Source organism: Mycobacterium lentiflavum (assembly GCF_022374895.2).
Classification (GTDB): domain Bacteria; phylum Actinomycetota; class Actinomycetes; order Mycobacteriales; family Mycobacteriaceae; genus Mycobacterium; species Mycobacterium lentiflavum.
This window is the reverse complement of the sequence record NZ_CP092423.2, coordinates 5037271-5048977: the sequence shown is the minus strand read 5'-3', so window position 1 is coordinate 5048977 and position 11707 is coordinate 5037271. Positions and strand designations below refer to the sequence as shown.

Genomic DNA, 11707 nt, shown 5'->3' with positions numbered 1-11707 from the left:
CCGCCCGATGTTTGTCTGCCTGTGCAACGGAATCACCAGCCACACGGTGACTGACGCGGTCCAGGCCGGGGCATCGACGACGAAGGCCGTCGCCCATGCCTGTGGGGCCGGCGCGGACTGCGGTCGGTGTCGCCGCACCATTCAGGCGATACTCAAAGCGTCAAAGCCCGGGTCTAAGGGCTGATTTCAGCGGCGCCTGCTGCCATCCGGTGACATCGGCTGCACGAGTTCGACCAGCAGCGGTGGAATCTCCATGCGGGGCAAGACCACTTCGACGAGCACCATGCGGTCCTGATTGCCCGCCGCAGCGGTCAGCGCGTCGTCGAGTTCGCCGTAGGTTTGCGCGCGGAATGCAAGGTGGTTGACCACGCCGAGCGCGTTGGGGATGTCGGTCCAACTCCAGCTGGCGATGTCGTTGTAGGGCGCCGTCTCGCCGTGGATCGCCCGTTCGACCGTGTAGCCGTCGTTGTTGACCACGACGATGACGGGCGACAGCCCTTCGCGAAAGAACGTGCCGAGTTCCTGCACGGTCAGTTGCGCGGCGCCGTCACCGATCAGCAACACCGACCGTCGGTCCGGGTGCGCGACCGCCGCGCCGAGCGCCGCGGGTAACGTGTAACCGATTGAGCCCCAAAGAGGTTGGCCAATGAATGTGACCCCCTTGGGCAGCCGGTGGTCGGCCATCCCGTAGAAGGAGGTGCCCTGATCGGCGAGCACCACGTTGCCGGGTGTGAGCGCGTTGCACAGCCGGTCCCAGACCATCTCCTGAGTCAGGGCCTGATCGCGTGCAGGCGCGTGGGCCCCGGTTGCGGACTGTCGGCCCGCTGGCAACGCGACCGGCGGTGAACTGATCCCGCGCCCGGTCAGGATCTCGGCCAGCGCCCCGAGCGCGGCGCCCATTTCCAGCGGCGCGAACACCTGACCCGCCACGCTGCTCTGGTACTGGCCGACGTCGATGGTCCGAGTGGAGTCGATGTGCTGACTGAAGAAGCCGCTCACCATGTCGGTGAACACCACCCCGGCGGTGACCAGGACGGGTGCGTCTTCGATCGCGGCGCGTACCTGCGGTGCGCTGGCCGCACCCGCGTAGATCCCCAGGTAGTTGGGTGAGCTCTCGTCGCGCAGGCTCTTTCCCCACATCAGCGTGGCGTAGGGCACCACGTCGGCGGTCAGCAATGCCTCGAGTTCCTTGACCGCCTGCAGGCGATGCACCAGCAGGTCGGCCAGCACGGTCAACCGGTTGTCGCCGATGAGCTCGCGTGCCGCGTCGATGAACATCGACAGCGCGCGCGGACTGGTCCCGCCGGTGTAGCGGGGCAGCGGTGCTCCGGGGGGTTCGGTGGGGAAGCGTGCCACATCGGTGGACATCAGGATGTAGCCCGGTCGCTTCTGCTCGCGCACCTCGCTCAACACCCGGTCGATCTCCCGGCATGCCGTCGCCGGCATGAGATTGGCTTGAGCACAGGTGATTTCACGGCTGATGCGGAAGAAGTGCTCGAAGTCGCCGTCACCGAGCGAATGGTGCAACGCCCGCCTGGTTCCCTGGGCGTCCTTGGAGGGGCCGCCGACGATGTGCACGACGGGCACATGCTCGGCGTAGCTGCCGGCGATCGCATTGGTCGCCGAGAGCTCACCGACCCCGAATGTCGTTACTACAGCTGCCATTCCGCGCAGCCGGCCATAACCATCGGCGGCGTAGCCGGAATTCAACTCGTTGGCGTTGCCTACCCACCGAATTCTGCGATGCGCGACGATGTGGTCGAGAAATTCCAGGTTGTAGTCGCCGGGGACGCCGAAGATCTCGGAGACGCCAAGCTCGGCAAGGCGGTCCAACAGGTAGTCACCGACGGTGTAGACAGGATCCGCGGCGCCGGCCGCCGCGTCGGGCGTGGTAGCAGTCACGACGTCGACGTTACGCTGGTCGAAAGCGCTCCCGGCCGGACGCGGTTTCGCTATCGTGCGGGCCATGGCGATCAACGAAACCCGCGAAGTTGTTATCGAAGCCAGCCCCGCAGAGATCCTCGACGTCATCGCCGATCTCGACTCGGTGACCGAATGGTCGCCGCCCCACCAGAGCGTCGAAATTCTCGAGCGGGACGCCGACGGGCGCCCCGCCAAGGTCAAGATGAAAGTCAAGGCCGCGGGCATCACCGACGAGCAGGTGGTCGAGTACTCGTGGGGCGACAACGAGGTGAGCTGGAAGCTGATCAGCTCCGGTCAGCAGCGCTCACAGGATGCCTCCTACAAACTGACGCCGAAGGGCGACGCCACCTTGGTCACGTTCGAGCTCAGCGTCGATCCCGTGGTGCCGCTGCCGGGCTTCGTGTTGAAGCGTGCCATCAAAGGCACCGTCGATACCGGAACCGAGGGCTTGCGCAAGCGGGTGCTGCAGGTGAAGAAGGGTAAGTAGCCGCCGTGACCGGGCCCTTGGCCGGGATCAAAGTCATCGAACTCGGCGGCATCGGACCCGGGCCGCACGCGGGCATGATGCTCGCCGACCTGGGTGCCGACGTGGTGCGGGTGCGCCGCCCCGGCGCCGTGGCGATCGCAAGCGCGGCGAAGCCGGGCGAGGCGGGTCGCCACAGAGCGCCCCTGACGATGCCGGCCGAGGACCGCGACCTGTTGCACCGGGGCAAGCGGATCGTCGACCTCGACGTCAAGACACACCCGGGCGCATTGCTCGAGCTTGCCGGCAAGGCCGACGTGCTGTTGGACTGCTTCCGGCCCGGCACCTGCGAGCGACTCGGGATCGGACCCGACGATTGCGCGGCGGTCAATCCACGACTGATCTACGCGCGGATCACCGGCTGGGGACAAGACGGACCGCTGGCGTCGACGGCCGGACACGACATCAACTACCTGTCGCAGACCGGTGCGCTGTCCGCGCTGGGCTACGCCGACCGGCCGCCGATGCCGCCGCTGAACCTGGTCGCCGATTTCGGCGGCGGGTCGATGCTGGTGCTCATCGGTATCGCGGTCGCGCTGTACGAACGTGAGCGGTCGGGCCGCGGGCAGATCGTCGACGCCGCGATGGTCGACGGCGTCAGTGTGCTTGCCCAAATGATGTGGACCATGAAGGCAATTGGCAGCCTGCGCGATAAGCGCGAATCGTTTCTGCTCGACGGCGGCTCGCCGTTCTACCGTTGCTATGAAACCTCCGACGGCAAGTACATGGCCGTCGGCGCGATCGAGCCTCAGTTCTTCGCGGCGTTGCTCAACGGGCTCGGTCTGTCGCCCGACGAGGTGCCGGGCCAGCTTGAAACTGGTTCGTATCAGCAGATGTACGACACTTTCGCGCAGCGCTTCGCGAGCCGGACACGCGACGAGTGGACCCAGGTTTTCGCCGGCACCGACGCCTGTGTCACGCCGGTGCTGACGTGGAACGAGGCCGCCACCAACGAACATCTGAACGCGCGGTCGACGCTGATCACCGCCCACGGTGTCGAGCAGGCCGCGCCCGCCCCGCGTTTCTCCCGAACACCGGCCGGGCCCGTCGGACCGCCGCCGGCCGCCACCACACCGATCGACGAAATCAACTGGTAGCAAATTACTTACCTAAATACGTTTCCAGCCTCGACCTGGATTGCTAGGTTGACCTCAGTGGCTGTAAAGGCATCACGCGAATTCATAGTTGATGCGCCGCTCGACGTGGTCATGGGGGCGCTCGAGGATGTCAGCGTGCTGGAATCCTGGTCGCCACTGCATAAAAAGATCGAAGTGGTCGACCGTTATCCGGATGGCCGTGCGCACCACGTGAAAACCACCATCAGAATTCTGGGCCTGCGCGACAAAGAAGTGCTGGAATACCACTGGGGCCCGGACTGGGTGGTGTACGACGTCAAGGGAACGGCCCAACAACACGGCCAGCACGTCGAATACAACCTCAAACCCGAGGGCATCGACAAGACGCGGGTGCGATTCGACATCACCGTCGAACCGGCCGGGCCCATTCCCGGTTTCGTCGTGCGGCGCGCGATGGAACACGTTCTCGACGCCTCGATCAAGGGCCTGCGTGATCTCGTCGCGCGCGGCGGTCCGGATAAAGCACCGTAATGCTGTCTGCATTGCTAATTTGGTAGGCAGTGGCCATACGCGCATCGTCGGAAATTGTCATTGCGGCGCCCCCGGAATCGATCATGGAGGCGCTGGCCGACATGGATGCCGTGCCCTTGTGGTCTCCACTGCACAAGCGGGTCGAAGTCGTCGACCGCTATCCCGACGGCCTGCCGCACCACGTGCGCATGACGATCAGGGTGAGCGGCATCGCCGACACCGAAATGGTGGAATATCACTGGGGTCCCGACTGGATGGTGTGGGATGCGCAGAAGACCGCGCAGCAACACGCCCAACATGGCGAATACAACTTGGAGCGTGAGGGCGACGACAAAACCCGGGTCCGATTCAGCCTCACGATCGAGCTGAGGGCACCGCTGCCCAAGTTCTGGGTGCGCTCCGCGGGCAACAAAATTCTCTACGCCGCGCTGGAAGGCCTGCGCAAGCGGGTGCTGGGTGACGAGGATTCTAAGCGGTCTTGAGTGTGGACAGGCGTCTGATCGCCTCGTCGAGGGTGTCGTCGCGTTTGCAGAACGTGAAGCGCACCAAGTGATTCCACAGATCGGCATGCGGCGCGGTCGGGTCGCAGAACGCCGACATCGGAATAGCGGCCACGCCAACCTTTTCCGGTAGTGCGGCGCAGAACGTCGTGCTGTCGTCGTATCCGAGGGGCCGCGGGTCGGCGCACAGGAAGTAACTGCCGTTACTGTCGTGCACCGCGAAACCGATGTCGGCCAGGCCCGCGGCCAGCCGGTCGCGCCGCGCCTGCAGCGAGCGCCGCAGGTCGTCCACCCAGGCGTCCTCGGTGTCGAGCGCCAGAGCGACCGCGGGCTGAAAAGGCGCCCCGCCGACGTAGCTGAGGTACTGTTTGGCCGCGCGCACCCCGGCGATGAGTTGCGCTGGGCCGCAAGCCCACCCGATCTTCCAGCCGGTGCAGTTGAACATCTTGGCCGCGCTGGAGATCGTGATGGTGCGCTGCGCCATGCCGTCGAAACCGGCCAGCGGCAAATGCCGGTGGCCTTCGAACACCAGATGTTCGTACACCTCGTCGGTGATCACCAAAAGGTCGGCCGCCACCGCGATCTCGGCGATCGCCTCCAGTTCGGTCGCGCTCAGCACGGCGCCAGTGGGGTTGTGCGGCGAGTTGACGATGAGCGCGCGGGTCGCCGGGGTGACGGCCCGCCGCAGCGCGTCGATGTCCAGCGCGAAGCCGCGGCCGTCGGAAACCAGCGGTACCGCGGCGCGGTGTGCACCGGCCATCGCGACCACCGGCGAGTACGAGTCGTAGAAGGGCTCGATCAGCAGTACCTCCGAGCCGGGCTCGACCAGGCCGATGACCGCCGACGCGATGGCCTCGGTGGCCCCGACCGTCACCAGCACCTCGGTGTCGGGGTCGTAGTCGATGCCGAAATGCCGCTTGCGCTGGGCGGCGACGGCCTGGCGCAGCGGCGCGATGCCGATTCCCGGCGGGTACTGGTTGGCACCGGCGGCGATCGCGTCTTGCGCGGCCTTCAACATCGCCGGGGGTCCGTCCTCGTCCGGAAAGCCCTGACCCAGGTTCACCGCGCCGATGCGCGCGGCCAGTGCCGACATTTCGGCGAACACCGTGGTCGCGTAGGGCCGCAATCGCGACACCGTCATGGTCGTCGAGCTTAGGCGGGCTCCCCGACTGAGCGGCTACGGCGTTGAGTGTGCACTCGCGGTGGACCCTCCTGGCGTGTCGCCGCCCTGGGCGCACACTCGACGCGCAGGGCGTACGGTCGACGCGCAGGGCGCGATGTCGGGGCCTGGCTATCTCCCGAGCAGCACCGACCTGCCCAACCAACAGGTTGGCCGGGAGCCCCTGTTAGGGTGCACGTAGACGGACCCGAAACCCCATTTGTGAACAGGAAGTCGACATGTCCGAAGAAGCCTTCATCTATGAGGCCATCCGCACACCCCGCGGGAAGCAACGCAACGGATCGCTCAACGAGGTCAAGCCGCTGAACCTGGTGGTCGGCCTGGTCGACGAGCTGCGCCGGCGCAACCCCGACCTGGACGAGAACCTGATCAGCGACATGATCCTGGGCGTCGTCTCCCCGGTCGGTGACCAGGGCGGCGACATTGCCCGCACCGCGGTGCTGGCCGCCGGACTGCCCGAGACCACCGGCGGCGTGCAGTTGAACCGGTTCTGCGCCTCGGGTCTTGAGGCCGTCAACACCGCCGCCCAGAAGGTGCGCTCCGGCTGGGACGACCTGGTGCTGGCCGGTGGTGTCGAGTCGATGAGCCGTGTCCCGATGGGCTCCGACGGCGGCGCCTGGGCGACCGACCCGGAAACCAACTACCAGATCGGCTTCGTGCCGCAGGGCATCGGCGCCGACCTGATCGCCACCATCGAGGGCTTTAGCCGCGAGGACGTCGACGCTTACGCGTTGCGCTCGCAGCAGAAGGCCGCCGAAGCCTGGTCGGGCGGCTACTTCGCCAAGTCGGTCGTGCCGGTGCGCGACCAGAACGGCCTGGTCATCCTCGACCACGACGAGCACATGCGGCCCGACACCACGATGGAGGGCTTGGCCAAGCTGAAGACCGCGTTCGACGGCGTCGGCGAGATGGGCGGTTTCGACGACGTGGCGCTGACGAAGTACCACTACGTCGAGAAGATCAACCACGTGCACACCGGCGGCAACAGCTCCGGCATCGTCGATGGCGCCGCGCTGGTGCTCGTCGGTTCGGAGGCCGCGGGCAAGTCCCAGGGCCTGACCCCGCGGGCGCGCATCGTGGCCACCGCCACCAGCGGCTCAGACCCGGTCATCATGCTCACCGGCCCGACGCCTGCCACGCGCAAGGTGCTCGACCGTGCCGGCCTGACGATCGACGACATCGACCTGTTCGAGCTCAACGAGGCGTTCGCGTCGGTGGTGCTGAAGTTCCAGAAGGACCTCAACATCCCGGACGAGAAGCTCAACGTCAACGGTGGTGCGATCGCGATGGGCCACCCGCTGGGCGCCACCGGCGCCATGATCACCGGAACCATGGTCGACGAGCTCGAGCGCCGCAACGCGCGTCGCGCGCTGATCACGCTGTGCATCGGCGGCGGCATGGGTGTCGCGACCATCATTGAGAGGGTTTAAGGCCATGGCAGACAACACGATTAAGTGGGACAAGGATGCCGACGGCATTGTCACGCTGACGCTTGACGACCCTACCGGGTCGGCTAACGTCATGAACGACGCATACCGTGAATCCATCCACAGCGCGGTGGAAAAGCTTGTCGCCGAGAAGGATTCGATCACGGGCGTTGTCATCACCAGCGCGAAGAAGACCTTCTTCGCCGGGGGTGACCTGAAGTCGATGATCAACATCGGTCCCGAGCATGCGGGCGAAGCATTCTCGTTGGTCGAGAACACCAAGCGCGACCTGCGGACGCTGGAAACGCTGGGCAAGCCGGTCGTCGCCGCGATCAACGGCGCCGCGCTGGGCGGCGGCCTGGAGATCACGCTGGCCTGCCACCACCGGATCATCGCCGACGTGCCGGGCGCCGTCGTCGGCTTCCCGGAGGTCACCCTAGGCCTGCTGCCGGGCGCCGGCGGCGTCGCACGCAGTGTGCGGATGTTCGGCATCCAGAACGCGTTCATGAACGTGCTGTCCCAGGGCACCCGGTTCAAGCCGGACAAGGCCAAGGAGATCGGGCTGGTCGACGAGGTGCTGCCGACTGTCGAGGAGCTGGTGCCGGCCGCCAAGGCATGGATCAAGGCCAACCCCGAAGCGCATACCCAACCATGGGATGCCAAGGGCTACAAGATGCCTGGCGGCACCCCGTCCAGCCCGGCGCTGGCCGGCATCCTGCCGTCGTTCCCAGCGCTGCTGAAGAAGCAGCTCAAGGGTGCGCCGATGCCGGCCCCGCGGGCCATCCTGGACGCGGCCGTCGAGGGCGCACAGGTGGACTTCGACACCGCCTGTCGCATCGAGAGTCGCTATTTCACCCAACTTGTCACCGGTCAGGTCGCCAAGAACATGATCCAGGCGTTCTTCTTCGACCTGCAGCACATCAACGGTGGTGGCTCGCGACCCGATGGCATCGAGCCGGTCAAGATCAACAAGATCGGTGTGCTGGGCGCGGGCATGATGGGCGCCGGTATCGCCTACGTCTCGGCCAAGGCCGGCTACGACGTGGTGCTCAAGGACGTCAGCCTCGAGGCCGCCCAGAAGGGTAAGAATTACTCGGAAAAGCTTGAGGCCAAAGCACTCCAGCGTGGCAAGACCACCGAGGAGAAGAGCAAGGCGCTGCTCGACCGCATCACGCCGTCGGCGGACCCCGCCGACTTCAAGGGCGTCGACTTCGTGATCGAGGCCGTCTTCGAGAACCAGGACCTCAAGCACAAAGTGTTCCAGGAGATCGAGGACATCGTCGAGCCCAACGCACTGCTGGGCTCGAACACGTCGACGCTGCCGATCACCGGTCTGGCGACCGGCGTCAAGCGCCAAGAGGACTTCATCGGGATCCATTTCTTTTCGCCGGTCGACAAGATGCCACTCGTCGAAATCATCAAGGGCGAGAAGACTTCTGATGAAGCGCTAGCCCGAGTGTTCGACTACACGCTGGCGATCGGCAAGACCCCGATCGTCGTCAACGACAGCCGCGGTTTCTTCACCAGCCGCGTGATCGGCACGTTCGTGAACGAGGCGCTGGCGATGTTGGGTGAGGGTGTGGAGCCGGCCAGCATCGAGCACGCCGGTTCGCAGGCCGGCTACCCGGCGCCGCCGCTGCAGCTGTCCGACGAGCTCAACCTGGAGCTGATGCACAAGATTGCCGTCGCCAGCCGCAAGGGTGTCGAGGACGCCGGCGGCACCTACGAGCCGCACCCAGCCGAGGCGGTCGTCGAGAAGATGATCGAGCTCGGCCGGCCCAGCCGGCTCAAGGGCGCAGGCTTCTACGAGTACGAGGACGGCAAGCGCACCCGCCTGTGGCCCGGCTTGCGGGACACGTTCAAGTCGGGCTCCTCGCAGCCGCCGTTGCAGGACATGATCGACCGGATGTTGTTCGCCGAGGCGCTGGAAACCCAGAAGTGCCTCGACGAGGGTGTGCTGACGTCGACTGCCGACGCCAACATCGGCTCGATCATGGGCATCGGGTTCCCGCCGTACACCGGTGGTAGCGCGCAGTTCATCGTCGGCTACTCCGGTGCCGGCGGAACGGGCAAGGAAGCCTTCGTGGCCCGGGCCCGCGAGCTGGCCGCCAAGTACGGCGACCGCTTCCTGCCGCCGGATTCGTTGACCTAAGTTCAGTATTTCGCGAAAGCCCTCGAAACAAGCTGGTTTCGAGGGCTTTTCGCGGTGTGGCCGCGGCGGGCTAGCTGCCGCGGCACGCAAAGAGGGTGGTAGCGAACCGGCTTTTGCTCGCGATCGAGCTCCCGTTCGTCTCCGGCGGGCAGTCTCCGGCGTAACGTGAGCGTCCGCGCGGGGGCGAATCGTCGTTCCATTGCCGCGGATTCGATGCCGCGCACGCCAACGGTGTGCCTAAACGGCGCTAAATCGCGGCGGCGATGCGGCGCCACTGCTCGCGGGGGAAGGCCTGCGGGTCGGCCAACAACACCTGGACGCAGACGTGATCGGCCCCGGCGGCACGGTGCTCGTCGACCCGCCGCAGGATGGCTGCTTCGTCTCCCCACGCGATGATCGCGTTGAACAGTCGATCGCTGACCTGTGCCACATCGTCTTCGGAGAAACCGCTGCGCAGTAGATTGTTGGCGTAGTTGGGCAGCGCCAAATAGGAACGCAGCCAGTCGGTTCCGATACGGCGTGCTTCCTCGGCGTCCTCGGTGAGGATGACCGACTGCTCGGGTAGCAGCAATGGACCTTCGCCCAAAGTCGAACGCGCAGAAGCGGTGTGCTCGGGGGTGACCAGGTAGGGATGGGCGCCGCGGGCACGAGTTGCCGACAACGTCAGCATCTTCGGGCCGAGCGCGGCAAGCACCCGCTTGTCGGCGGGAACGGGTTGGGGTGCGCAGTCCAGTCCGTCCAGGAACGTGGCCGTCGCGGCCAGCGGTTTGCGGTATCGACCCGGCTCACCGGCGTCGATCAGCGGTGCATGGCTGACGCCGATGCCCAACAGGAAGCGGTCGCCGTGCTCGGCCGTCAGCGCCGCAAAGTTGTCCGCGACGTCGGTGGGTGCATGCATCCACAGGTTCAGGATTCCGGTGGCGACGGTGGTGCGGTTGGTCGCGGCCAGTAGCCGGCCGACCGCGTCGAACACCTGCCCGCCCACGTCCGGAATCCAGAGTGCCTTGAAGCCCAGCTCATCTAACTCTGCTGCGGCGTCGGCGGATTCGGCTGGGTCGCCGTAGCGCAGTTGACTGCTCCAAATCCCCACACCGGTAAGCTCCATCGCGCATCGCTCCTTTCGTGCCAGGCACTTCGGCTTCGCTGTAGCCCTTGACGTCAAATGTCGATGTCGGCATATTCCTTGTACTCCATCGAGTCGTACAGCCGGGCACCGTTGGTGTTCAACTTAGCGATGGCCCTGCTGACGCCGGCGGGCAGCACCGAGATCAGCTGAGCAGCGCGCGTCAGCCCCCACACTCCGGCCCGCGAACTGGGGACGATCGTCTTGGCCGCCGCCCGCGCAAACGCGCGGCTACGCCGCACCGCGTCGGCCATCGCCCGTTCGTAGGCCGCGAATGCGCGCGTGTAATCGCCCTGGGCTGCTGCCAATTCGCCCGCCAGTACATAAGCACCCAGCACCGCGATACTGGTGCTGCCGCCGACCGCCGGCCCGGGGCAGTATCCGGCGTCGCCCACCAGGGCGACCCGCCCGCGCGACCAGGTGTCCAACTCCAGCTGGATGATCGAGTCGAAGTAGAACGTCGGCGCGCGGTCCAGCTCCGCGAGCCAACCGTCCACCGCGGCATCCATTCCGGCGAATTTCGTTCGCAATAACTCCTTTTGCCGCAGCACATCTCGGTAGTGATATTGCAGCTCTTGCTTGCTGCGGAACATGAACAACGCGCGCGCGTCGTCCAGCGGCCGCGCGGTGTAGATCCCTGTCAATCGGCCCGCGCCCATGTGCACGGCCATTTCCCCTTCGCGGGCAAGCGATTTCGGAACCGATTCCACCGCCAGGTAGCCGCCGAGGAACCGGGTGTGACCGGCATCCTCGCCGAAGACCAGGCGGCGCACGTTGGAGTGCAGGCCATCTGCGCCGATGATGACGTCGAAGGTGCGTGGCGCATTGTGCTCGAAAGTGACCTCACCGTCGAGCGAGATCGACGTGATCGAATCTCCGAACAGGTACTCGACGTCGCCGCAGCCGGCGCGGTAATACGCCTCGCTGAGGTCGTCGCGCATGATCTCGACGTGCCGGTCGGAAGACGCGCCGAAGACCTTCGTGAGATCGACGCGCGCCGGCCGCTCGACGCCCTCGCGATACATGGTCATCGCGGTCGTCCCGGTGGCCAGCGCCTCGATCTGCGGCAGCACGCCCATCTTTGCCGAGATTTCCATGGCGGGCCGGAACAGGTCGACGGCATGGCCGCCGGTCTTGCGCAATTCGGGTGCGCGCTCGACGATCGTGACGTCGAAGGCGCGGCGGGCAAGCCAGTACGCCAATACGGGGCCCGCGATGCTCGCCCCCGAGATCAGAATCCGCATGTCGACTCCCTCGCGGTTAGGTGACCCT

General features: G+C 66.0%; 11 protein-coding genes. 7 read left to right on the top strand and 4 right to left on the bottom strand.

Annotated elements, in window-relative coordinates; translation table 11 throughout:
- The first annotated feature begins 7 nt into the window (after positions 1 to 7).
- Positions 8 to 184, top strand: a complete 177-nt coding sequence (locus tag MJO58_RS23430) for a (2Fe-2S)-binding protein (RefSeq protein WP_090606436.1) — start codon at positions 8 to 10, stop codon at positions 182 to 184.
- Positions 185 to 186: 2 nt separating this feature from the next.
- On the opposite strand, the gene MJO58_RS23425 is transcribed toward MJO58_RS23430, so the two are convergent.
- Positions 187 to 1902 (bottom strand): alpha-keto acid decarboxylase family protein, encoded by a 1716-nt coding sequence (locus MJO58_RS23425; RefSeq protein ID WP_239721155.1) that lies wholly within the window; start codon positions 1900 to 1902, stop codon positions 187 to 189.
- Between the two features lie 64 nt (positions 1903 to 1966).
- Between MJO58_RS23425 and MJO58_RS23420 the strand changes: the two genes are divergently transcribed.
- The 4 genes from MJO58_RS23420 to MJO58_RS23405 are packed head-to-tail and all read left to right on the top strand — an operon-like array spanning position 1967 to position 4535.
- Positions 1967 to 2410 (top strand): SRPBCC family protein, encoded by a 444-nt coding sequence (locus MJO58_RS23420; protein WP_239721154.1) that lies wholly within the window; start codon positions 1967 to 1969, stop codon positions 2408 to 2410.
- A gap of 5 nt (positions 2411 to 2415) precedes the next feature.
- On the top strand, positions 2416 to 3543 hold the full coding sequence (locus MJO58_RS23415) for a CaiB/BaiF CoA transferase family protein (RefSeq protein WP_090606430.1): 1128 nt from the start codon (positions 2416 to 2418) through the stop codon (positions 3541 to 3543).
- A 57-nt stretch (positions 3544 to 3600) separates the two neighbouring features.
- Complete coding sequence (locus tag MJO58_RS23410) at positions 3601 to 4053, top strand: SRPBCC family protein (protein WP_090606428.1); 453 nt, start codon at positions 3601 to 3603, stop codon at positions 4051 to 4053.
- A 29-nt stretch (positions 4054 to 4082) separates the two neighbouring features.
- Positions 4083 to 4535: an SRPBCC family protein gene (locus MJO58_RS23405; protein WP_090606426.1), complete on the top strand. Its 453-nt coding sequence runs from the start codon at positions 4083 to 4085 to the stop codon at positions 4533 to 4535.
- On the opposite strand, the gene MJO58_RS23400 is transcribed toward MJO58_RS23405, so the two are convergent.
- Positions 4522 to 5694, bottom strand: a complete 1173-nt coding sequence (locus tag MJO58_RS23400; protein WP_239721153.1) for a pyridoxal phosphate-dependent aminotransferase — start codon at positions 5692 to 5694, stop codon at positions 4522 to 4524. The genes MJO58_RS23405 and MJO58_RS23400 overlap by 14 nt on opposite strands.
- A gap of 257 nt (positions 5695 to 5951) precedes the next feature.
- Between MJO58_RS23400 and MJO58_RS23395 the strand changes: the two genes are divergently transcribed.
- Positions 5952 to 7163 (top strand): acetyl-CoA C-acetyltransferase, encoded by a 1212-nt coding sequence (locus MJO58_RS23395; RefSeq protein ID WP_239721152.1) that lies wholly within the window; start codon positions 5952 to 5954, stop codon positions 7161 to 7163.
- 4 nt (positions 7164 to 7167) lie between these two features.
- Entirely contained in the window at positions 7168 to 9312 is a 2145-nt protein-coding gene (locus MJO58_RS23390; protein ID WP_239721151.1) for a 3-hydroxyacyl-CoA dehydrogenase NAD-binding domain-containing protein, read from the top strand.
- 247 nt (positions 9313 to 9559) lie between these two features.
- On the opposite strand, the gene MJO58_RS23385 is transcribed toward MJO58_RS23390, so the two are convergent.
- Together MJO58_RS23385 and MJO58_RS23380 are read right to left on the bottom strand one after the other, a co-directional pair.
- On the bottom strand, positions 9560 to 10417 hold the full coding sequence (locus tag MJO58_RS23385) for an LLM class F420-dependent oxidoreductase (protein ID WP_239721150.1): 858 nt from the start codon (positions 10415 to 10417) through the stop codon (positions 9560 to 9562).
- Between the two features lie 53 nt (positions 10418 to 10470).
- Complete coding sequence (locus MJO58_RS23380; protein WP_239721149.1) at positions 10471 to 11679, bottom strand: FAD-dependent monooxygenase; 1209 nt, start codon at positions 11677 to 11679, stop codon at positions 10471 to 10473.
- Positions 11680 to 11707: the final 28 nt, after the last annotated feature.